Source organism: Aminobacter sp. SR38 (assembly GCF_014843375.1).
Lineage (GTDB): Bacteria > Pseudomonadota > Alphaproteobacteria > Rhizobiales > Rhizobiaceae > Aminobacter > Aminobacter ciceronei.
On the sequence record NZ_CP062112.1, the window covers coordinates 4,832,246 to 4,854,989 of the forward strand.

Genomic DNA, 22,744 nt, shown 5'->3' on the forward strand with positions numbered 1-22,744 from the left:
GCACTCAGGCGCACTACGCCGAAGTCATCCCGACTGCGGCGAACTGTGAAGAACTGCAGCTAATTGCTTACAGCGTAATACGCCGAAGTCATCCCGACTGCGGCGAACTGTGAAGAACTGCAGCTAATTGCTTACAGCGTAACCGCGCGGTAACCGGAGCAAAAGGTCCGGCCTACCTCACTTCCGACGGGATGCTGCATATCTCAGCAAGAGCCGAGCGATATTTGTGAAGCGTCCGCGATAAGTTAGGTTGATGATTGGAGCGACTCGGCGAATTCGCTTTCGAGGGCGGCGAGGAAGTTCCGATGCGATCTCTTGGATGTCAGCCCAAGTGCGCTCCATGCGCGGCACATCTCCTAAGCGGGAGCCGCCAATGAAGTCTTGTATGGTTGAGCGGAAGAATCTAGGCGCAATAAGATCCCTAAGCCAGTGCGTATGCAGGCGAGGTTCGTTCGGAAACATCCCTTTTAGCTTGCGATAATAAATCATTCGAGAGACGGCCATTTTCATGCTGTACGACGTAGAGGAGCTGTGAATACGCCACCTTGTCACTGGTTGATCAATGTAAGTGCTTCGGTAGCCTCTTCGGAAAATCCTGAGAAAGAGGTCGTCGTCCTCATATCCCGACAGCTGCTCGTCAAAACGCCCCGCTTCAAGGATAACCTTTCGATCGATAAGTGAAGCACCGGGTAGGATAAACATGTCCTGCCCAATACACTGTTCCAGTGTCGTTCTGGGATGTTTAGTTGAAAAGATATCCAGGCAACTGTGGGCAACCATCTGCCCAGTCACATCGACGTGGTCAAGATTCCCATAGACCAGCGCAAGCCGATCCGTGGGAGATGCCCTCTCAAACGGCCGCTTGAGGATCGCAAGGTGCTCAGGATACCAAGCATCGTCTTGGTCCAGAAGTGCGATATGGCTGCTCTGGCAGTTCTGAATTGCGAGGTTGCGAGCGGACGATTGCCCTCCATTTGCTTTGCGCAGCAGGACTACCACTGGATGAGTTTTGGCTAGTTCCTCAACGATCGCGGCACCATTGTCTGTAGAGCCGTCATCCACGACAATGATTTCGTTTGGTGGCTCGGATTGAGCGAAGACGCTTTCCAGTGCTTCACGGATGAAGGCCGCGCCATTAAATAGTGGGATTACCGCCGCAACTGTAATGACTGGCATGAGCCCCCCCGACCGGGGATCCTTTATAATAGTGGCAAACGACTATCAAGCACTGCAAATCTGCGTACACGGTCTCGACAACTGATACCGCATTCGGCCACATGCGAGCATTCGTAACAATAACGATCTCGTGGGTGGTTGATGAACGCTCTTAGCTCGACCCCTGCCACGCAGGCGGTCCATATGATCGACGCACTTTGGTGCGATGCGCACGGTGTATTTGTTAAAGGCTGGGCCCACGCCTATGGCCAGGCCCCCACGGCGATCCATATTAGAAGCGGGGCACACCGCGCTACTACGGACACACTCTTCGATCGACCGGATTTGCAGCCGTTTTTCCCCACGCTCGCCTCCACCCTCTGCGGATTCGCCGTCTATCTCCCTTGCAGCCCGTTTCGACCGGTAACACTCGAAATCGAGACAATCGACGGCACCGTAGAGTTCGACGTTACTGAGCTGAGTCCAGAGCACCCCATCAACGCATGTTCTACCGATGGTGAGTACCCTATCGACGCGTTCGCATCAGAAATGAAGAGGATTGGCGGCACGGTACTCGAAATCGGTGCTCGGGTCGTAGGTCCATCGTCAACTTTGAACGCAGGTAAATTTGCACCAGAATGCAAATTCGTCGGTTTGGACATTCACGAGGCTCCCGGTGTTGATATCATTGAAGATGCTCATTTTCTAAGCGATTCGATTGCTCCCGGAACCATTGATGGTGTCTTCTCAGAGGCGGTAATCGAACACTTGGCCTGCCCCTGGCTGCTCGCGGCACAAATCAACAAGGTGCTCAAGCCCGGTGGGCTGACGTTGCACGCGGTACCGCACTCGTTCCCGATCCACGAGACGCCCAACGACTTCTGGCGGATGTCCAGTGAAGGTCTCAAGGTGCTCTTCTCACCGGCGATGGGCTTTGAAGTGATCGAGGTAGGAATGGCCGATCCCGTCAGGATGTTCATTCACCCATCAAAGCGGGTTGGCCCAATGCTTGAGTTCCCTCTCCACAACGGAATGGCATCGTCATGGATATTGGCTCGAAAGACGATTGATTTGCCGGACGGCACGGTCGCATGGCCCCTTCAGCGGGATGAATCACTGAGTCAAAGCAAAGCCTATCCATCTCATAAGCAGGCTTGAGCGACTTGCCGGCCTCGTTCACCGACATTGCTTCGCGAGGGACTAACTTTTTGAGTGCCAACATTGTCAATTTTTGCGAGCACCAAAGCCGACAAGCTTCATTTATCTGCCCAGTTTGCAGAAGCTCCGATAACAAGTCATGCGTGCTCATAACAAGGAATACGCAGCCGACATTGGACGCGAATTCGACGCTTAATCTTTATCGTTGCGATGCGTGCAGGTCTCTAGTTTACCACCCCTATCCCAAGATCGATTACACTCAGCATACATCTACCGAACTCAGTATCCGCGATTATGTCGAGTTCAACGCCGCGATTGATCTCATTGCCAAGAACATCTTGAGAGTCATACCTGACGACGGCCGCCCGGGCAAACTGTTGGATATCGGATGCGGCTATGGATTTGGTCTAGACGCTGTTCGAGGCATGCTGGGATGGAAAGTAAAAGGGTTCGAACCATCGCGCTATGGGGAATTGGGCCGAGAACAATTAGACCTAGATATCATCAATGATTTTGCGGCTCCAAACCTCAACCAGGAACAACTGTTCGATATTGTGCACTGCTCCGAAGTTATCGAGCATGTACACGACCCACATGAGTTCATTACCATCCTCAAGTCCTATCTCACTGAAGACGGCGTCCTTATCCTGACGACACCAGATGCGGAGCGTATCCACAATCGTACCGACCCGAGTTCGTTGCTGGCGCTGTTGTCACCAGGAGCGCACACCATCATCTTCAGCGCCGAAGCATTAGTAAAGGCACTCAAAGAAGGCGGTCTTCCATACGTTCAGATAGACAAAAGCGCACCAAGCATGCTGATTTATGCATCAAGGTCGCCGCTGAAATTTCAAGAGCGTTCGCCTGATCATCTTGCAATGCTTGTCCACCGGTATTTACAAGAAGCGCTCGGAAAAGCGCGCGCCGGTTCTTCGCTCGAAATTGGGCTACGTTACCGTCTTTTCCGGGGCGCCATGGATTCCGGAGACTACGCGCTCGCTGAAAGAGTGTTTGCACCCATTCTGGCGGTTGCGGACCCCTCCCTTGGCGACATAGCGACGCTAGATGACTTTGCCACTCGCTGGCCGCTCTGCATTGCCGCCTCTACATACTATCGAGGCATGATGCTGTTGATCCATACTGGCGACTACGTTGGCGCTGCAGGCTTCTTTCGTTCGGCGTTTCGCCTGTGTCGTACGAAGATAGCACTATCTCCGGCGACCGCAGTCGTGGAGTCAGACCTGATCTGGCGGGCGGTTTACCACGAAGCGCTCGCGCTAAAGTATTTGGGGAACAATCTTGGTTCCCTCGCACTGTTGGCCAGTTTTGTCGATTTCCAGCACACTCTCCAACCGCCCGTACCGGAAGACCTGCAACAGGCGGTGACGGCGTTGCGCGACGACCTTGGCGCTGAGTTCCAGGTGCTCTGACCAATTTGATCTGGCCGCCGGGAGTTGCGGCTTGCCGGCCAATCCCAAAGTCGACGGCGCACTGTCTTGAGCAGGCTTAGACCGCGCTATGGCCTACAATCCACCCGTCATGATTGCTTGACGCCTGCCTTGGCGTCTTTTCTCAAACACGACGACGCTATCATAGATAGCCATAGAGTCAGTGGAGCGCGTGAACTCGCTAACCGGCATAGCCCCGCGCGCATGCATCGCGTTGATGTCGTCGATACGCTCTTTTATCAATTCGATGAAGCTGCCCTGCCGTCGCAGGCCGCCGCCGTATTCTTCCCAGTAACAAGTGTGCAGATCTTCGACCAAGTACAAACCATTTACATCGATGCGCGGATATAAATGCTCAAACGTCGCAATCATATCGCTCATGACGTGGCTTCCGTCATCTAGGACGATATTGATCTTTGGGTGGCGTCTCATAATTTCATCGAGGATTGCTGTATCAGCTTGGCTGCCAATAACAATTTCAATTCCTTCTGCTTCGTGTTGCTTACACTGGGGATCTATGTCTAGTCCTATTATCGTTGTTCGTGGTCCGAAATAATCTCTCCACATTTGAAGAGAGCCACCGCTGCCTACGCCAATTTCAAGAACTACTGCGTCCTGGCCACGGAACCGCCGCAAATGGCGCTCGTAAATGTCGAAATAATGCAGCCATTTGTGGGCGATTTTGTCGCCATTGTTCAGGAACCAACGATGCAGATGTCCGTCGCCCATCTTTGTAATCCACTTATTCACATGATCTGCCACATAGCTATTCTGGGACAGGACATTCTTCAATACGAGACTCGATGCACCGAGTTTAGAACCAATACTTGGCGATGCGACTAGGGGGCTATGCCTCGGCGTCGCTCGAGTTTCCCGAGGTAGGGCGGGATGATCACATAAACTCGGTTGGGCTCGACCCGCATGCCGTGTTGTGTTTTGACCACTGGGAGGGGCGTGCCGCGGGTCCGTCAGCAGGCTGACATGATCAGGAGATAGCTGCGGTACCAGAACAAATGCCGACCCGCTGTCCTGCGGCAAGTGAGCTAAGAATGCCAGGAAAGCTTGAAGGCCGCCCGCTGAGGCGCCAATCCGACAATAAGGTTGAGGGGCCTCGGCTTTTCATCCTTTCGGTTCATCGAACAACAATCCTATCCCGTCTACTAGGTTCCCCAGAGCCGACCTCAGTTGGGGACCATCGGGTTGGGAATTGCACAAGGCGCCGATTAAGAGCGTGTACATCTCGTAAAATGCGGTGAGGAGCAAGCAACCGTGGCGTGATCGTCGAGACCGCGGACCGATCCGGTGGTGGATTTGCCCACGGGTTGGTCGATATGGCGGGGCAACCGAGCTAGTAGGAGACTGCACGTAGGACGGTTCGACTTCGGGAGACAATAGGTAAGTGGCCACTCGGGGGCCGAAATCGGCCGGGCCGCTTGCGAAACACATTTGGCTGAAGCGGACAACGTCACCGACCGGGGTGCTTGACATGGGGTTTAGGTTCATTTCAGCTGATATTCAGCGCGGTGGTGAGAATATTGTACTGCATTATAACTTTGGCGGTCCAATCTCAAGGTTGAGCCAAGGCTTGCAGCAACTCGCAGGCATCTGCGATGCCTGCGATGCAAGTTGTGCGCAAGGTTGTTCTTGCGTTATGTGCCGTTTGGATGACCATTTGAAGCCACGCGACGCCAGTCGCCGAAAAAGCGGGTGGGGATAATGCGCGTTGCCAGGATAGTATTACAAAACTTCCGTACATTTTCGTCGCTCGACGTGAACATTGCCGATGACCTTTGCTGCATCATCGGCGAGAACAATACTGGGAAGACCGCGATTCTTCGGGCGATTCAGATCTGCCTGGACAACATGCTGCCGTCGAGCTTTCGCTCGCTGCTCCGCGAAGACATACACTCCGGGATCGACATCGCCCACCCCAGCCAGGTTCTGATCGGTATCGAATTCACCGGCTTCGAGGGGCGGGTAAACGAGGAGGCGTTGGTCAGCACATGGAAGACCGCCGCCGATCGGGCGCGGATTTTCTATCGATTCCGACCACGCCCCTCGGTGCGCGAACAACTGGCCAGTGGCGACCTGGCCGGTGGCACTCTCACGCTCGAAGACTACCAATGGGAAATCCGCGGGGGTGGCGATCCGGCCATCGACCTTACGGATGTTGCCTGGAATGACGAGGGAATCGGTGAATCAGTTAGGTTTGCCGACCTCCAGTCCTATCTCCTCATTCACCTGCCGGCGCTCCGCGATGTGGAAAATGACCTACGCAATCCCCGCCAGTCGCCCCTTGTCCGTCTGATCGAGGCCTTCGAGATCGATGCCGCGGAACAGGCGGCACTGATCTCCATCCTCGACGGCGCCAATCAGGCCATCGCTCAGTCGCAGACCATCGCTGAAATTGCCGGGGCGATCGACGAAAGGTTCAAGGACGTGTCCGGCCCGGCGTTCGAAATGGACGCCACCCTCGGGCTCTCTGCGGCGACCTTTCGCGCGATCGTCCGCAATCTCAAGATAATCCTGTCCGACCTGTCGCTTAGCTCGTTCGAACCCGGTCGCAATGGTTTGGGAATGAACAATATCCTCTACGTTGCGATCCTGCTCGAATATCTCCAGCGTCGCATTGCGCTCGACCGCTCGGCCGGCCAGCTGATTTTGATTGAAGAACCCGAAGCCCATCTGCATCCGCAGTTGCAATTTTCGCTAATCTCAGCGCTGCGCGAAATCGGTGTACAGACGATCCTCACCAGTCACAGCACGCAGGTGACGTCGCAAGTTCCCTTGAGCAGCATGGTGTCGCTGACCAAGCGTGAGGATGCGACGATTGCTGCGGGCAATTTGGCGCTTAATGCCGCGCTCAATGCCAACGAGATCGCGGACCTGGAGCGCTATCTCGACGCAACCAAGAGCAGCCTGCTGTATGCCCGCAAAGTAATGCTGGTCGAGGGGCCGGCCGAGATGTTCCTGATCCCGGCGATGATCGAGAATGTCTACGGTGTGCAATTGGAGCGGCTCGGCATCTCTGTGATCGCCATCCACGGCGTTCACTTCGACGTTTATGCCAAGCTGTTTCGACAAGGATCGCTCGAAAAGAAGTGCGCAATCGTCGCGGATGCCGATCTGATGCCTTCAGACGCTGACGGCTTCGACCCCGGAACTGACGCTCCAGACCTAGTGGCAATGGAGGGGCCGTTCGTCTCAGCGTTCGCAGGGGCCACAACCTTCGAACGCGAACTGGTGTCGGTTGGCCGCTTGCCGATGCTCATCGAGACTGTCCGGGCACTTGGTGCACCGCAAATCCTTGCACAGCTCGAGAACGGGCTGGTCGATCTCCAGTGGGGCGGCATGGGCATGGCAGAGGAAATCGCGTTGCGTGTCGAGCTCGGCCGTCTCACGCTCAACACTGCCAAGCGGTTCGGCAAAGCGCGCTTCGCCCAGGTCGCCGCGCGCTATGCGCATCTGGCGGCGGACCTGCCGCCGTACATCGATGAAGCCTACCAGTGGCTCACTGAATGATCCCGCTCACCCCTGAACAGCGCAGCGCTGTCGAGCATGATGGCAATCTCCTCCTGACCGCGTGCCCCGGGAGTGGAAAGACACGGGTCATTCTGGCTAAACTGCTCGCGCTGGCCGACGCGGTCGTTGGTACGCCGCAGTTCATCGCCTGCATCACCTATACCAATGCGGCGGTCGATGAGATTGAGGCTCGACTCCGCACCTACGGAGGCAACGTCAGCGCCGACAAGTGCGCGATTTCGACTATTCACGCCTTTTGTCTCGAATTCATTTTGCGTCCTTACGGCTGGCTAGTTCCTGAAGTCCCGCTCGCATTCCATGTACTCACGCGCGAAAATCCGATCTTCGAACAGATCGTGATAGCGGTGGAAGACGCCTTTGGGCGTCAGGCGACGGCACGGACGTTCGACGACTATGAGGGACTGCGCATCGATGTCGATGGCGCAGCCTGTGGGCAGGGACTAGAGGGCGGCATCGTCACCCCGGAATCGGCAGCGCTCTACTGGGAACGTGTGCGAGGCCATGGCTGTCTCGATTTCGCGATGATCCTCTATTATTCATGGCGAGTCCTTGCTGCGCATCCGTTTGTTGGGCGCGGGATTGCCAGCCGCTTCGCCTGGTTACTGATCGACGAATTCCAGGACACGACCGATATCCAGCTTGCGATTTTCAGTGCGCTTCAGCGTTTCCTGCACACGCGGTTCTTCCTTGTCGGCGACCAGAACCAGTCGATCATGAGATTCGCGGGCGCGCGGCCAGATCTCGCGGACCAGTTCGGCAAGGACATCGACGCCCAATGCGATGCTGCACTTACCGGCAACTTTCGCTGCGGTCCGGCGATCGTCGAGACGGCACGTACGCTCATTCCGACCATGCCGGCAATGCAGTCGGCGGGCACCGCGAGCGCGCTCAACGCGAGCGTGAATTATGTTCATGTGGCGCGTCCGCTCGATGCGATCACCGACTATTTCCTGCCGGCCTTGCAGGCAGCCGGCATTCCCTTGGGAAAGGCTGCAATTCTCGCACCGTGGTGGACCCATCTAATCCCCGTCGCGCGAGCCCTGCGTGAGTTCGACGTGCCCGTCTTCGGACCCGGCGCTCGCCCATACCGACGTCGCCGTCTCGTTGCCGGGCTTGCGGAGCAGCTGGGTGCATGCGCGGAGTCCGTCGACTATCTCGGCCTTCCCGGTGTCGAGCGGGCAATATTTCGACTGATCGGGGATCTTACTGGCGCCACGCGCTACGATATCTTCAGCTACCTCGGGCGGCGCACCGCCCTCGGCCTGATCTATCACGCCCGTGCCCTTGCCGACCACCACCCCGGCGGAGTCGACTGGCTGCGCGCAATCGCCCGCGACATTGGTGATCACTTGGAACGCGAGGAGTGGCTTCCCGCCGCCGCGAAGCCATCGCTTATCGATTCCGCCGAAGAGATGCTCGCCGATATGCGGGCAAACAGGGTAGATCTCGACAATCTGCTGATCTCGGACATGGGACTGTTCGCCAATCCCGCCGACGCGCTCAAGTTGATCACGCTCCACAATTCTAAGGGCCGCGAGTTCGAGGGCGTGGCTTTGATCTGCATGAACGACGGCAGCATCCCGCACTTCGCGACCTCGACGCAGGAGCAATATGACGAGGCCCGGCGCTTGTTCTATGTCGGCCTCACGCGCGCGAAACAGGTGCTAGTCGTCGCCTCCGATGCCTCGCACCATCGCAATCGTCCGACACCTTTCATCGCAGATGCGGGACTCTGATCGCCGATCCAGCTCACGGCGATTTGGTATCGGGCGATTCTCAAGACAACACTGAATGAACGTCAGGAATTGGAATTTGCGATTTACCCGCCCAACGACTGAGATGGGCGCTTTCCCGCCATTCGACAATCCACGCTTGCACCGTCCACTTTCGGCTGAATGCAAAGTTTGACTGTACGGGCGAGATAGGGCGCTTTGTCGAACTCCCGATCTCCCCTGGCTGTTCTTGAGGCGATTTTAGAACCGGACTATCATCGTTTTGCACACATCAGGGTCGGGTCAATGCCCCGTCCGTTGCCCGTTGTTATCGGCCGAGTGCAGGGGCGCCTATGCAAGGTCGCAGCAACTTTCTGGATCATCATCGATCTTGGAAGTTGGCATGCCGAAACTCAAAAAACTGCGCGATGACGCTTACAACCGGCAAGACGGTCGCTGCTGGTATTGTAGCCGCCTCATGTCACCAGCCGATGCGATAAGTTCCAGCAGATGCACGGCGGAGCACCTTCTCGCACGATGCGAGGGCGGCAAAAATACGAGTGACAATGTCGTGGCGGCATGCTGGCTTTGCAACAGTCGGCGGCACCGACGAAAGGTGCCCCTCAGCCCAGAGGCCTATTTCATCCACGTCAGAGCGCTGATTGCGAAAGGACGATGGTCCGAACCTCGCTGGGATAACGGTTTTTAGTCGCTCGGCTAGCTGGGTGACTGGATTGAAGCGCAGAGCAGTTCGGGGCCCCGCCTGAGCGGCCGAGCCGTTTGGGCTACGTCTGTCACTTCGGCTCGCTCAAACGGCCGCAAGTGCGGTCAATACCAGTTTCCAGGAAGTGACGCGCCGAAACCGTAGCCCCATCATTCGAACCGCACCAATTCGTTCGGAGGTGGACTATGCCCCTTGTCGCCAACGATTCAGAACGTACCATGCTGGCAAAGCCGGCACGGGGTTGTGCATTTGGCCATCACGGCGAACTCGTTCAAGGCGTATTTGAGGACGATCGTGGGCGCTTGCACCGTGGCCTGGTAACCCTTCCAATTGATAGGCTTCGGTCCACTGCGTGGATCGTGCTCGATGAGAGCGGCAAGCTCGGCGTCGAGCCGCCCAGCCGGGAAAAGGCGTTACGTGCTGCGCAACTGGCGTTGGCGCATCTTGGATATCCATCCTTGGGTGGGCGTCTCAAGATCGAGAGCGATATTCCGATGGGGCATGGCTATGGCTCGTCCACCGCTGATGTCGTTGCTTCAACGCGAGCGGTGGCAGCCGCCCTGGGCGCGAGATTTCTGCCTTCGACGAGCAGTCGGTTGGCGGTCGCCGCGGAAGTCGCTTCAGATGCGATCGCGTTTGAAACTGAGGCGTTGCTATTCGCGCAACGGGAAGGGGTGGTGCTCGAGCACTTCGGCGGTTCGTTGCCGCCATTTGTCCTCGTGGGTTTCAAGGGAGACGCTACTGCTGGGGTCGATACGCTCGAACTTGTTCCGGCACGGTACAGCGGGGAGGAAATCCAGCTCTTCCGCGTTCTTCGAGGAATGGTCGCACGTTCTGTGCGCTACCAGGATGTGCGCCTACTTGGCCAGGCGGCGACGATGAGCGCTCGTATCAGCCAGCGGCATCTCCCCAAGCCATATTTCGATGTCGTCCTCGATATCGCAGCTCGCCATCATGCTTACGGGATCCAGGTGGCGCATAGCGGAACCCTTTTCGGGCTTATGCTCGATGCCCAATCAGCCCGTCGCGAGAGTATTCATACGATCATCTCAGCATTGGAGAACCGCGGATTCCAGGACATCGGCATCTTCCCAATCAACGTGGAGGAGGGCACTCATGTCCTTTGACGTGGACTATTTCAGGGCGCTGGAAACACCGCGTCTTGCTCGGCTCGGCCCAAACGTCGTTGCGGCGGCGTTCCCCTTGATGAAGCTGATGCCAGCTCGCTTCATCCTCGATCAGGCCGAGAAGTCGGGAGAGCTGAAGGCCGGCGCCCACATTGTCGAGACAACCTCGGGCACGTTCGGTATGGCCGTAGCCCTCCTAGCTGCAGCGCGTGGATTCCATCTCACTTTGGTGACCGCGGCCACCTTGATCGACCAAGCTTATCAGGAAAGGCTGGAACGATTGGGTGCAAAGGTCGTCGCACTTGCGGACGAGCGGGGCGACGGGAACCAGACTGGAAGATTGGCGCATCTCAGGGCGGTTATGGAGAATGAGCCGCACACTTTCTGGACACGCCAGTACGACAGTCCGGGTAACTGGCAATCCTATGCCCGCCTCGCCGAACTGTTCGTTCGTTCGATGGGCCAGGTTGATTGGCTTGTCGGTTGCATTGGCACCGGCGGCTCGCTGTGCGGGACCGGCACTTTCCTGCGCCAGGTTTATCCGCATCTGAAGATTGCCGCTGTCGACACCCATCGTAGCGTGCTTTTCGGGCAGCCCTTGGGCAAGCGAATGCTGCGCGGGCTAGGCAATAGCGTCCTTCCGGCAAATGTCCGGCATCATCTGGTCGACGAAGTACACTGGGTTGGTGCCTATGCCGCCTATCATTCCGTCCATTCGCTCTTTCGAAACCAAGGGATTTTCATGGGGCCGACGAGCGGAGCTGCGGCTCTCGTCGGCGATTGGATAGGCCGAACCAACCCGACTTCAGTCGTCGCGGTCATCATGCCCGACGAAGGGCATCGTCATGCCAACACGGTCTATGACGACAAATGGTTGGCAGCGCTCCCAGGTTGGCCGTGTGCACCCGTTCACGACCCCGAAACCCTTGTTGCAATCGAGCCGCGTGACGAATGGGAGTGGACCAGGTTCGAGTGGTCGAGGAGGTTGCTGGCCGAAGTTCCGCAGCCAGTAGCGACAAGCTAAATCAGCCCCACTGATAGCGGGCAAGCCTCAGGCTGTGCTCCGCTCGGTAGGAACTGTTCCACTTACCCACTGCCATCCAACTTCCACGTGGTGGGCTGTCTTGTTGAATGGAACATTCGCCGAGGGGGCATTTGAAGCTGCCCGGAAGCCGTATGTCGTGGCTGCTGGAGAATATTGCCGGCGAACTATTTGTTGCCATCCCCGCTCAATGCAAGTTCGGCAAGTTCCCGCGATGAACCTTCGTAATGCATTTGGTCTGAACCTGCAGCGACTGCGTCGCAAACGCGGGTTGTCTCAAGAGCAACTGGCTCATCTTGCCGGATGCGCTCGAGCCTATCTCAGCGGGGCAGAAGCTGGGCGCCGCAATGCAACTCTCGATATGGTGGAGGCGCTGGCAACGGTGCTGGAGGTAGAACCTGCGGACTTGCTGAAGCATCCGGCAGCGGGACGGGAAACGAGATAGTTGTTGGGTCGATGATAATTGAACCTCCCGCGGAATGGGTTAGACACGCTGGTCAAGAAGATTGCTGGACGACGCTTTGCCGCCGCTCGAGCACTGCTGAACATCTGCAATCGGAAGTCTATCAAGTCTCAGGCAGCAGCCGGTTCTGTGGCATGTCTCCTGGTTGCCCACTGCCATGCGGCCTCGACACTCTCAAATGGAGCTGGGGTGGCGGCCGGATTTGCTGAAATGTCGAGGTCCTTCAGGCCTGTGGCAGTCACAACTGCCACCACCCGATCCCCCGGCGCTATGATCTGCCGATCGCGCAAATCCTGGATTGCGACCAGAGGCGCGACCGAAGCCAGTTCTACGAAGAGACCTTCTCTGGCAGCCAGCGTCTTCTGCATGCGGATGAGCTTCTCGTTGGATACGCAGACAGCATGGCCCCCGGTGTCGCGCAGTGCCTTCACCGCCTGGTATGTGCTGCGCGTCGTGCCGATCGAGAGAGCAATTGTTTCGAAGGAAGGTTCCTGCTCCTCGATACGGTCAAAGCCATTCTCGAGGGCTTTTGAAAGCGAGCCATGCACTTCGGCAGCAACCAGCCTTGGTACTCGTGCGATCGTTCCCCTCCTATGCAGGTCGTGGAAGCCTGCCGCTACTCCTGCGAGGGCGTCCCCATAGCAGACTGGAAGCACACACCAGTCAGGCAGATGACCGTCCGCCTGCTCCGCAATCTCATAGGCGATCGTTTTGTAACCTTCGATGCCAAGCGGGTGACTGCCGACGACGGGGTGCTGATAGGGGGAGGTAACAAACCAACCGAGACGATCGGCAGCCTTCTCAAGAAGTTTCCACCTGTCGCTCTTGTCGGCCATCGGGATAACGGAAGCCCCATAGGCATGAATCTGCGACAACATCGGACCAGCGGCTCCGGCAAATGTCGCGACAACACAGCCGAGCCCAGACTTGGCCGCGTAGGCTGCCAGCGATGCGCCTGCATTGCCTGATGACGCTGTCGCCAGCACCCGAGCCCCTTGACCGCGCGCCATCGACACCGCGACTGTGGAAAATCGATCCTTGTGAGATCCGGTCGGATTGCGCCCCTCATCCTTGATGAAGAGCTGAGGGACGCCCAACGCTTCCCCAAGTCGCTCTGCTGGCAGCAGTGGGGTCAAACCTTCTCCCAAGGACACCACCGGACCGCTAGGGCGCGGCAGAAATGATCCGTAACGCCAAAGGGAACTGAGGAGAACGCTCCCCTCGGCCTGGTCGTCAACCGCATCTGCACCGCGTGTATAGATCGGCTGGAGGTTTGCCGGGGCCTGTTCAACGCACTTGGGACAGCCTCTGGAATCTATCCTGATGTCGCTTGCATGTTCGGAGCCACATCGGATGCAGCTGTATCCGGAAATAGTCGCCATGTGGTCGAAAGCTCCGTCTACGCAATATTGGTCTGCCGTGCGGCATGATTGGAGAGAAGGCCTTCCGAACGCTGCTTGTTGCATCAGGCTGCTAGCGAACGTCCGGACGCCTCCGGGTCCTTCTCGGGTCTGGTTTCCGCAGCCGATCAAACAGCATATGCCGCGCATGTCAACGAAAATGTGCACTATAGTGCGTTGCATTATAGTGCACATTCGGCAAGATCACGCGATGAACCTTCGCAAGATATTCGGTCTGAATCTGCAACGGCTACGCCGGGAACGGCGGTTGTCGCAAGAGCAACTGGCTCACCTCGCCGGATGCGCCCGTGCCTACCTCAGCGGTGCTGAAGCCGGGCGCCGCAATGCGACGCTCGACATGTTGGAGGCGCTGGCCACGGTGCTGGAGGTGGAGCCTGCGGAGCTTCTGAAGGATCCGGAAACCAGGTCGGAACCGAGATAGCGCGGTTCTCAGGCGGGCATTTAGGCGAAATGCTTTCAAAGCGCTGACAAATGAAAACTACAGTTAGCAATCTGCATGCGAAACGCTGAATCCGCCTGACTAGGCTGACCGGCCCTGCCATTATCGATGCGGGCTGGTCGCATAGTCGGCGGTTTTGGAGCGCGGGTGATGAACCCCAGTATGTTCGCAATGCTTACAGGCGCGCTCGCGAGAATTGATGCCGCAGTTACGCCAGCGGTTGTTTTGAAAGAACTGCTCAGCATCTTGCGGCCTTTCGGCTTTCGTCATCTGCTCATAACGGGCCTGCCTCCGCCGCAGCGTGGGCCGTGGCAGCGCGAAATCCTCTATGACGGCTGGCCAATAGAATGGCTCAAGCATTACCTTGCCAGCGAGCATTTCACCCAAGATCCGTGCGCCTCACGCAGCCGCTTGGTCGGCCAGCCCTTTGTCTGGCATGACCTGTTTTCCAAAGAGATGACCACTGGACAACTGCGGGTCATGGGCGAGGCCGCAGACTTCGGACTGAGGAATGGTTTGTGTGTTCCTGTCCATGAGCCTCGAAGAGCGCCTTCGGTCGTGACCGCTGCGGGCGAGCGTATCGAGGTTTTGCCTGAAGACGTTCCAATCCTTGAAACGGTGTGCGTGCATGCCTACCGAGCGCTTCGCCGGCTGCGTGACCAAGTTGAGCAATCACGTCAGATCACCCTGACCGATCGAGAGCGAGAAGTTCTGACATGGATCGCAGCCGGCAAGGCAGCTGAGGACGTAGCTTGCATTCTTGGGATTTCGCGGTTCACGGTCGAGCGACATCTGAGCAACGTCAGAGATAAGTGCGACGCGGTGAATACGATCCAGGCGGCCATGGAAGCCGTACGGAGAGGGGAAATCTATCCCTGACAATACCAGAAAACCGGAATATTCCGGCCCGCGCAGCTAGGGTACGCGTTCTCGGTGCGTACCATGTTCAAGCTTCATATCGTCGACTGGTCGAACCGCCGGACGTATCAGGATCATCTCGAACGCTATTTTCGCATTCGATATGAAATCTACGTCACTGGCCGAAAATGGCAGCAAATCGACAGGCCAATCCCATTTGAGATCGACGCGTTTGATACCAGGGACGCGATCTACCTGCTTGGAATAGACGGCAGCGGAAACATAGCCGGCGGGTCTCGTCTGGTGCCGACGACGAAACCGCATTTAATTTCGGATGTCTTCCCGATGCTTGCCAGAGGTGCACCGCCGAGGGGCGCCGATCTCTATGAATGGACGCGATTTTTCATCGCGCCATCTTTGCGAATGTCGGGTCGATCGTCACAGGCGGCCGGCATCGTATTATGCGGGCTTCTCGAAGCATGCCTGAGGTTGGGGATAGGCAGGCTGAGCGTCGTGTGTGAGGACTTCTGGCCTGCACGGCTGGAACAGCTTGGCTGGTCGGTTACTCGCCTTGGTGAGGTCCTTGACCATCCCGACGGCAGGATCGTCGCTCTTCTCATCCATGTCGACGGAGACGCCCTGCAGTCCACTCGAATTGCCTATGGGCTTCGAAATACGAGCGCGCTGGCCGGTGCGGGCGCATGAAGATCGCTCTTAAACTGCTGCAGATTGATGAGATTGCTTCGGTGACAGGCATCGAACTGGATGAACACGACGAAGATCTCGCCGGCGGCGGAATGGTGACGATCTATGAGAGGCTGAGGAGGCGGCCCGAACTAAGTTCGTGCCATCCATTCCTAGTGACGGTGGACTGCGTGACAGTGGGGTTCCTGATGCTGCGCGAGGGACCAGCGTTGCCGTCCTGGGCAAACCCGGAAGCAATCAGCCTGCACAACTTCCGCATCAGCCGCAAGGCACAGGGGAGGGGCTTTGGCACCGCGGCTATTGCACTTGCCGCGGTTTGGATCGCTGTGCACCGTCCAGGGAACTCCGCTTTAACGTTGAGCGTAAACGAGGACAATTCTAGCGCGCTCCGGCTTTATCGCCGCTGTGGTTTTGCGAGTTCCGGTTGCTCTTTCGCCGGACGGTTGGGGACGGAAATCGTCTTGTCGTGTGACGTGTCCCAACTTCTGAAAAAGTTTGTTGCTGATCGGTAGCGGGAGATTGCCGGCACTCGTCTTCTTCGACGCCAGGCGAACATGTCGCCATTAGCTTGTTTTGAGCGAAAAGTACCCGCCCGGATTATCCGGGCGGGACTTGATGGGGGCCTTACTCGCCTTTGCGGCGACCCGGGCGAGACCAGATGAGGCTGTATCCGTCACCTTCCTCATCGTCGAAGAGGTTGGCGAAGATGGGAGCATTGAAGCTCGGGTCGCTATTGCAGTAGAGCGGGCGGCCGCCGTTGTCAAGCGAAGCGAGGATTTGACCCCTTTGGCGAACTGAAGAACTGACCCCCTTCATTGGTTTGCTGTCTCGTTGGTTTCGAGCGCCGGTCCGGCCTTCTGCAGAAGGCCGGACCGGCGCTTTTCGCGGAGCCGGTAGCTGTCGCCCCGGATGGTGATCACCGTGGAATGGTGTAGCAGGCGATCCAGGATCGCCGTGGCCACAACGGGGTCTCCAAAAACGCTTCCCCATTCGCCCACGGACCGGTTGGAGGTGATCAGGATCGATCCCTTTTCATAGCGCCGCGACACCAGTTGGAAGAACAAATGGGCAGCGTTGGCCTCGAAGGGCAGATAGCCCAGTTCGTCGATGATGAGCAGTTTCGGCCGCGACAGGAGCGTCAACTGCTTGTCGAGCAAGCCGTCGGCATGAGCCTTGGCCAGCATCGCCACCAGCGTCGCCGCCGTGATGAACTGCACGTTGTAATTCTGACGGATGGCCTCTCGGCCCAGGGCGACCGCCAGATGGGTCTTGCCCGTGCCCGGCGGCCCCAGGAACAGGAGTGTGTCGCCGTGCGCGATCCATCGGCAGGTCGCCAGTTCCCTGATCTGTTCCTGATCCAGTGAGGGCTGCGCCTCGTAGTCGAAGCCGTCCAGCTCGCGCACGAAGGGGAACTGGGCGAGCTTGCTCGACATGGAGATGCGCCGCTCGTCGCGGCGGGCAATCTCCCGCGACACCAGGAAGGCCAGGGCCTCGCGCAAGGTCATCTTCGAACGAGCCGCTTCATCCAGCAGCGTATCGAGCTGGTCGCGGATCGCCGTCAACTTCAGCCGGTCCAGCGTTGCGATGAGCACGTCGTGATCTACGTTCGTCATCACCAGGCTCCTCCGACAACCGCCTCGTATTCCGCGAGTGGCCGCAGCAAGGCGGCCGGCGCGATCTCGACAGGATCTGCGCGCACTGGCCCTTCGAAGCCGGCAACGCCAACAAAATGGGCCCGGTCCACGATCCGTTGCCGTCGCCCTCGACACAGGGCATGATCGGCCACCACCTGGCCCGCATGACGGATGATCACCCGGCCTGCCAGCACCACGACCTGAACGCTCTCGCCGATCAGGCGCCAAGGCACAGAGTAGCTGTTCGTGTCGAGATCGATCGCGCAGTCTGCCTGAACCTTGCGTACCAGATCCCGCAACTGTCCGAATGGCGCTCGGCCAGCCAGCGGGCGCAGTGTACGAGCTTCAGCAGCAAAGCGTTCCGTCGGCGCGACACCGGTGGTGCCGTGTTCACGCTGGTCGGCCACCTCGCGTGTCCACCGGTCCAGATGCGCCTCGAACGCCGCCCAACTCTCGAACCGGCGTCCCGCGATTGCGTTCTTCTTGACGTAGCCGACTCCGCGTTCGTCCTTTCCTTTCGTGCGTGCCCGATAGGGAGCGCAGGCCCGCGGCGTGAAGCCCCAATACCGGGCGAAGGCATGCAGCCGAGCGTTGAACTTCACCTCGCGCGTCACCGCATCATGGTGTTCGACCAGCGCCTTCGCGTTATCGATCAGAACTTCCACCGGAACACCCCCAAACCGCAGGAATGCGCCTTCCATCCCTTCGAACCAGTCGGTTTGGCGCTGCCTCGGCGAGGCTCGAATGTGCATCCGGCGGGAATAGCCAAGCGTTCCGACAAACACATGGATCCGCACCCGCTCGCCGCCGATCCAGACACGCGTATCGCCGAAGTCGATCTGCATCTGATGACCCGGCGCCGTCTCGAAGCGGACCGTCGCCCGCTTCTGCGCTTTCAACTCGCGTCGCCATTGTCGAACTCGAAGCTCCACGGAACGCAACCCAATGACGATGCCATGCTCGCTCGCCAGTTCCTGGCGAATGACATCGGCATTGCCGTCGTGGCGGAAAAAGCGCTCCCGAAGCCAATCATCCAGACCGTCAAACGCTGTTCGACGAGCAGGCTGGCGATACGACACCACACCACCTTCACGAAGGTAGCGACGAACCGTATTGCGTGCGCAGCCGAACTCCTGCGCAATCCGTTTCGATCCCCAGCCAACCTCATGCAGTCGAACCATCGCTGAAACCTCTTCCCCCGACCGCATCTCCTCAACTCGCGCTGTTTTCGACACGGCGAGCTTCAATGGAAATTCAACATTCATCTACTGATCCTCTCAAAAACGAGGGGTCAGTTCTTCGTTTCGTTCGGGGGTCAATTTCTCACTTCGCCTGACAGCCGTTTGCAGCGCCCGCGTACTGTTCTTTCGACTTCCGGTTGGGAATGGCTCGAAATATCCACCCATCGACCCTTTAGCTGATCGCAAGATCGCTCAGCCGTCGGTGTCGCTTGTCGACGTCGAAGTACCGCCGGCGCCCCGATCGCGGCGAAGCAGCCGGATGGGATTACAGGGAGAAATGGCGAGGTTAGGAGCGTCCCGTTTGGAGCGTGAACCATCGCACCAATAGAAAAAAGCCCCGTCCAGTCGAACGGGGCTTTCCTATTTGGTGAAAGTACTGCGTCCGTCAGGCGGCGCGGGCGCTCGACGCCTCGACGCCATATTCCAGCGACGCGTCCACGATGGTGTGCCACAGGCTGTCGGCGAAGCTGGTGAACACCAGCATGTTGTAAACAGGGTGCCCGTCGGCGCCATTTGCCTCGCGCCACAAATTCACTGCTGTGTGGTCGACCGAAGTGTTCGCGGCAGCGCCCACCGGGAACGCCAGGTCATGCAGATCGAGCGACGAGAACTTGGCGATGGCGTCGCGGCCGCGCGGGCCGGAAACCCGGATCAAGCAGCGGCCATCCGACTGGTCGGACAAAGATGCTGATCCGGCAAAGACCTGCACCATGGCCGCAAGCTGCGACGCCTCGTCGGTCCGGGGCGCAATGACCGTGAACTGATCGGGGCCCGACCAGATCAGCGTCGCCGTCTTGCCGGTGACAGCCTTGGGCGTAGCCGGCGCCTCGATGCCGAACAGCTTCTTGGCGGCTTTGGCCGTCTCTGCTGCCTTGCCGCGCCGGGCCATGACCTGCACCAGCACGATATCGCGCACTTCATTGAGCGTCACGCCGGCATGTGCGCCGGCGGCGCCATGGCGGCCGGGAACAAGCGCCTTCTGCAACGGCGATTGGGTGTTCCAGAGATAATCAACCACGCTGGCGCGCTCCTTCTGGATCGTAGAAGACTGGGTTGCAGATTTCGGCTTCGTAGTCTTCGCTGCGCAACGGGTCGTGGATGCGCACGACTTCGCCGAAACGCTCGCGGCCGCGTTCGACCAGGCCAAGGCCGATCCACTGTTCCAGCATCGGCGAATAGCAGACCGAGGTGACGTAGCCCTGGTCGGTTTCCGGACCGGGGATCGCGCCCTTGGGAACGACATGGGCGCCGGAGCGCAGGCGACGCTTCTGGTCGAGCGGCTTGATGCCGACGACGACCTGGCGGTCAGGTGCCGTCAGTGCTTCGCGACCGGCCATGACGCGGCCGATGAAGTCCTTCTTCTTCGACATCATCTTGCCGAGGCCGAGATCGTCGGCGGTCGTGGTGCCGTTGAGCTCGGGGCCGGCGACGTGGCCCTTTTCGATGCGCATCACACCCAGGGCTTCGGTGCCATAGGGCGTGACGCCCAGGTCGCGGCCGGCGATCATCAGGTTCTGCGCCATGGCAGCGCCATAACGAGCCGGGACCGAAATTTCGAAGGCGATTTCACCTGAGAACGAGATGCGGAACAAGCGGGCAGTGACGCCGCCGCGCAGCTTGACCTCGCGGGCGCCCATGAAGGGGAAACCTTCGTTGGACATGTCCTCGGACGGATCGACAAGTTCCTGGAGCAGCTTGCGGGTGTTGGGCCCAGCAATCGAGAACTGCGCCCACTGGTCCGAAGCCGACGACAGTTGCACGTCGAGTTCAGGCCAGAGCACCTGGCGGCAAAATTCGAGATGCGCCATCACAGGGCCGGCCTTGGCCGTGGTCGTGGTCAGGAAGTAGTGGTCTTCGGCGATACGCGAGGTCGTGCCGTCGTCCATGACAATGCCGTCCTCGCGCAGCATCAGGCCGTAACGCGCCTTGCCCACGGCAAGCGACGAAAAGGCATTGATATAGACGCGGTCGAGGAAGGTGCCGGCGTCCGCACCGCGGACATCGACCTTGCCGAGGGTGGAGACGTCGCAGAAGCCGACGCCGTTGCGCACGGCCAGCACTTCGCGGGTCACCGACTCCAGCCAGTCCTTTTCGCCCGGCTGCGGATACCACTGCGCGCGCTTCCACAGGCCGGTGTCGACGAAAACCGCGCCCCGGGCAGCAGCCCAGTGATGCGACGGCGTCAGGCGCCAGGCATGGAAGTTTTCGTCACGGTGATGGCCGGCGAGCGCGCCGATCGCCACCGGCGCATAGGGCGGACGGTAGATCGTCGTGCCGGTCTGCGGGATGGTGCGGCCGGTGGCTTCGGCCATGATGGCGAGGCCGGTGATGTTCGACGTCTTGCCCTGGTCGGTCGCCATGCCGAGCGTGGTATAGCGCTTGAGATGCTCGACGCTTTCGAAACCTTCGCGCTGCGCCAGCGTCACGTCCGACGCGGTGACGTCGTGCTGGAAGTCGACGAAGGCCTTGCCCTTGGCCTTGACCTGCCAGAGCGGCGAGATCGCATAGACTTCGTCGCCGGCTTCCGACGCCTCGCCGGCATTGCCGGATGCGCCGCATTCGGCGGCGGCGGCTGCACCTGCCGCATGACCATCACGCAGGCAGGCACCGAGCGAGAACTCGCCATTGGCGGCACCGGCAGTGGTCATGCCCTTCGGCGAATCGCCGGGAACGAAGGCGGCGATGTCGTCGCGCCAGACCGGCCGGCCACGATGGAAGCAGGACAGCCCGACATTCGGGTTCCAGCCGCCGGAGACGGCGAGGCAGTCGGCGTCGATCTGCTGCGTACGGCCATTGCCGTCGGTGACGACGACACCGCGCACGCCGTCGACGCCACCCTTGACGTCGGAGACACCGCCCGAAAGCACGCGCAGGTCAGAAAGCTCGGCAAGCGCCTGGTATTCCGCCGGCACCTTGCCGCGCGGATCGATCACGGCAGCGATGTCGCCGCCGGCCTGCTGGATTGCCTCGACCGTGCGCCAGCCGTCGTCATTGTTGGTGAACAGCGCCACCTTGCGACCCGGCATCGCCGCGAAACGGTGGACATAGGTGCGCACGGCGGATGCCATCATCACGCCCGGACGGTCGTTGCCCGGGAAAACGATCGGCCGCTCGATGGCGCCTGCCGTCACCACAGAACGCTTGGCGACGATGCGCCAGACACGCTGGCGGACCTGATGCGGACCCGGCACCGGAACATGGTCGTTGACACGCTCGAGCGCGGCATAGACGCCGCCATCGTAGACACCGAACAGCGCCGTGCGGACCATGATGCGGACATTCGGAAGGGCTGTGAGTTCGTCGGTCGTACGACGCACCCACTCCTCGGCATGCATGCCGTCGATCTCGCCACCGTCGCTGAGCAGACGACCGCCGAGACGGCTGTCTTCCTCGACGAGGATGACGCGCGACCCGGCGCGGCCAGCCGCCAGGGCAGCCGAAAGACCAGCGGCACCAACACCTATGACGAGCACGTCACAATGCGCCCAGGCCTTGTCGTAATGGTCTGGATCGGGCAGCTCGGCGCTCTTGCCGAGACCAGCCGCACGGCGGATCAGCGGCTCGTAGACCTTCTCCCAGAACTTCGCCGGCCACATGAAGGTCTTGTAGTAGAAGCCGGCGACGAAGATCGGCGCGGCCAGCTGGTTGATCGACATGAAGTCGCGGCGCAGCGACGGCCAGCGGTTCTGGCTCTGGGCAACCAGCCCGTCATAGAGCTCCTGCGTGGTGGCACGGGTGTTCGGCTCCTTGCGGGCGCCGCTGCGCATCTCGACCAGCGCGCTCGGCTCTTCGGAGCCTGCGGTGATGATGCCGCGCGGGCGATGATACTTGAACGAGCGTGCGACCAGCTTGACGCCGTTGGCAACGAGCGCCGAGGCCAGCGTGTCGCCGGCAAAGCCCGACATGACCTTGCCATCGAACGAAAACTGCAGTGGCTGCTGACGGTCGATCAGACCGCCACTGCGCAGCCGGTGCGACTGGCTAGCCGATGCTGCCTGGCTGCGCGCGCTGGGGGTGGTTCCCTCGAGTGCGGCCGTCCTGCCGAGCGGTTCGGATCCGGAATAGCCCGACATC

At 59.2% G+C, this 22,744-nt stretch carries 18 protein-coding genes and 3 pseudogenes; 12 read left to right on the forward strand and 9 right to left on the reverse strand.

Annotated elements, in window-relative coordinates; genetic code table 11:
• Nucleotides 1–177: 177 nt before the first annotated feature.
• Entirely contained in the window at nucleotides 178–1,176 is a 999-nt protein-coding gene (locus IG197_RS23760) for a glycosyltransferase (RefSeq protein WP_192315310.1), read from the reverse strand.
• Between the two features lie 183 nt (nucleotides 1,177–1,359).
• Here IG197_RS23760 and IG197_RS23765 point away from each other — a divergent pair, with 183 nt between their 5' ends.
• Both IG197_RS23765 and IG197_RS23770 read left to right on the forward strand, forming a co-directional pair.
• On the forward strand, nucleotides 1,360–2,313 hold the full coding sequence (locus IG197_RS23765) for a class I SAM-dependent methyltransferase (protein WP_192315311.1): 954 nt from the start codon (nucleotides 1,360–1,362) through the stop codon (nucleotides 2,311–2,313).
• A gap of 173 nt (nucleotides 2,314–2,486) precedes the next feature.
• The gene (locus IG197_RS23770) at nucleotides 2,487–3,743 is read left to right on the forward strand and encodes a class I SAM-dependent methyltransferase (RefSeq protein ID WP_192315313.1); all 1,257 of its coding nucleotides are present in this window, start codon (nucleotides 2,487–2,489) and stop codon (nucleotides 3,741–3,743) included.
• Between the two features lie 93 nt (nucleotides 3,744–3,836).
• Here IG197_RS23770 and IG197_RS36100 read toward each other — a convergent pair whose 3' ends face one another.
• Together IG197_RS36100 and IG197_RS36885 are read right to left on the reverse strand one after the other, a co-directional pair.
• Nucleotides 3,837–4,553: a class I SAM-dependent methyltransferase gene (locus IG197_RS36100; RefSeq protein WP_246765229.1), complete on the reverse strand. Its 717-nt coding sequence runs from the start codon at nucleotides 4,551–4,553 to the stop codon at nucleotides 3,837–3,839.
• A gap of 186 nt (nucleotides 4,554–4,739) precedes the next feature.
• Nucleotides 4,740–4,850, reverse strand: a pseudogene (locus IG197_RS36885) (chemotaxis protein CheB); the annotation flags it as partial.
• Between the two features lie 627 nt (nucleotides 4,851–5,477).
• Here IG197_RS36885 and IG197_RS23785 point away from each other — a divergent pair.
• The 6 genes from IG197_RS23785 to IG197_RS23810 all read left to right on the forward strand — a co-directional run bounded on the left by IG197_RS23785 (nucleotide 5,478) and on the right by IG197_RS23810 (nucleotide 12,354).
• Entirely contained in the window at nucleotides 5,478–7,283 is a 1,806-nt protein-coding gene (locus tag IG197_RS23785) for an ATP-dependent endonuclease (RefSeq protein WP_192315314.1), read from the forward strand.
• Nucleotides 7,280–9,040 carry a UvrD-helicase domain-containing protein gene (locus IG197_RS23790; protein ID WP_192315315.1) on the forward strand — a complete coding sequence of 587 codons (1,761 nt, stop codon included), beginning with the start codon at nucleotides 7,280–7,282 and terminating at the stop codon, nucleotides 9,038–9,040. Before IG197_RS23785 ends, IG197_RS23790 begins: the two co-directional genes overlap by 4 nt.
• Before the next feature lie 379 nt (nucleotides 9,041–9,419).
• Nucleotides 9,420–9,725, forward strand: a complete 306-nt coding sequence (locus IG197_RS36890; RefSeq protein WP_192315316.1) for an HNH endonuclease — start codon at nucleotides 9,420–9,422, stop codon at nucleotides 9,723–9,725.
• A gap of 200 nt (nucleotides 9,726–9,925) precedes the next feature.
• Nucleotides 9,926–10,867 carry a kinase gene (locus IG197_RS23800; RefSeq protein ID WP_192315317.1) on the forward strand — a complete coding sequence of 314 codons (942 nt, stop codon included), beginning with the start codon at nucleotides 9,926–9,928 and terminating at the stop codon, nucleotides 10,865–10,867.
• A complete protein-coding gene (locus IG197_RS23805) occupies nucleotides 10,857–11,891 on the forward strand; it encodes a PLP-dependent cysteine synthase family protein (RefSeq protein ID WP_192315318.1) in 1,035 nt (344 codons plus the stop codon). Before IG197_RS23800 ends, IG197_RS23805 begins: the two co-directional genes overlap by 11 nt.
• A 232-nt stretch (nucleotides 11,892–12,123) precedes the next feature.
• Nucleotides 12,124–12,354 carry a helix-turn-helix domain-containing protein gene (locus tag IG197_RS23810; protein ID WP_192315319.1) on the forward strand — a complete coding sequence of 77 codons (231 nt, stop codon included), beginning with the start codon at nucleotides 12,124–12,126 and terminating at the stop codon, nucleotides 12,352–12,354.
• 128 nt (nucleotides 12,355–12,482) lie between these two features.
• Here the strand turns inward: IG197_RS23810 and IG197_RS23815 are convergent, their stop codons facing one another.
• A complete protein-coding gene (locus IG197_RS23815) occupies nucleotides 12,483–13,754 on the reverse strand; it encodes a threonine synthase (RefSeq protein ID WP_192315321.1) in 1,272 nt (423 codons plus the stop codon).
• A gap of 229 nt (nucleotides 13,755–13,983) precedes the next feature.
• On the opposite strand from IG197_RS23815, the gene IG197_RS23820 reads away from it, so the two are divergent.
• The 4 genes from IG197_RS23820 (at nucleotide 13,984) to IG197_RS23835 (ending at nucleotide 16,307) form a co-directional block, all read left to right on the forward strand.
• Nucleotides 13,984–14,214, forward strand: a complete 231-nt coding sequence (locus tag IG197_RS23820; RefSeq protein WP_182575711.1) for a helix-turn-helix domain-containing protein — start codon at nucleotides 13,984–13,986, stop codon at nucleotides 14,212–14,214.
• Between the two features lie 168 nt (nucleotides 14,215–14,382).
• Entirely contained in the window at nucleotides 14,383–15,111 is a 729-nt protein-coding gene (locus IG197_RS23825; RefSeq protein ID WP_192315323.1) for a LuxR family transcriptional regulator, read from the forward strand.
• 63 nt (nucleotides 15,112–15,174) lie between these two features.
• Nucleotides 15,175–15,795, forward strand: coding sequence for an acyl-homoserine-lactone synthase (locus IG197_RS23830; RefSeq protein ID WP_192315325.1), 621 nt, complete (start codon nucleotides 15,175–15,177; stop codon nucleotides 15,793–15,795).
• Complete coding sequence (locus tag IG197_RS23835; protein ID WP_192315327.1) at nucleotides 15,792–16,307, forward strand: GNAT family N-acetyltransferase; 516 nt, start codon at nucleotides 15,792–15,794, stop codon at nucleotides 16,305–16,307. The genes IG197_RS23830 and IG197_RS23835 overlap by 4 nt, the downstream gene beginning before the upstream one ends.
• 112 nt (nucleotides 16,308–16,419) lie before the next feature.
• Here the strand turns inward: IG197_RS23835 and IG197_RS23840 are convergent.
• The 5 genes and pseudogenes from IG197_RS23840 to IG197_RS23860 form a co-directional block, all read right to left on the reverse strand.
• Nucleotides 16,420–16,524, reverse strand: a pseudogene (locus IG197_RS23840) (DUF736 family protein); the annotation flags it as partial.
• An 83-nt stretch (nucleotides 16,525–16,607) separates the two neighbouring features.
• Nucleotides 16,608–17,408 carry an IS21-like element ISSme2 family helper ATPase IstB gene (istB, locus tag IG197_RS23845; RefSeq protein ID WP_192314504.1) on the reverse strand — a complete coding sequence of 267 codons (801 nt, stop codon included), beginning with the start codon at nucleotides 17,406–17,408 and terminating at the stop codon, nucleotides 16,608–16,610.
• Nucleotides 17,408–18,622: pseudogene (gene istA, locus IG197_RS23850) on the reverse strand (IS21 family transposase); the annotation flags it as partial. The gene istB and the pseudogene istA, both read right to left, overlap by 1 nt.
• A 433-nt stretch (nucleotides 18,623–19,055) precedes the next feature.
• Nucleotides 19,056–19,688, reverse strand: a complete 633-nt coding sequence (locus IG197_RS23855) for a sarcosine oxidase subunit gamma (protein WP_192315329.1) — start codon at nucleotides 19,686–19,688, stop codon at nucleotides 19,056–19,058.
• Nucleotides 19,681–22,743: a sarcosine oxidase subunit alpha family protein gene (locus IG197_RS23860; protein WP_246765230.1), complete on the reverse strand. Its 3,063-nt coding sequence runs from the start codon at nucleotides 22,741–22,743 to the stop codon at nucleotides 19,681–19,683. The genes IG197_RS23855 and IG197_RS23860 overlap by 8 nt, the downstream gene beginning before the upstream one ends.
• Between the last annotated feature and the right edge of the window lies 1 nt (nucleotide 22,744).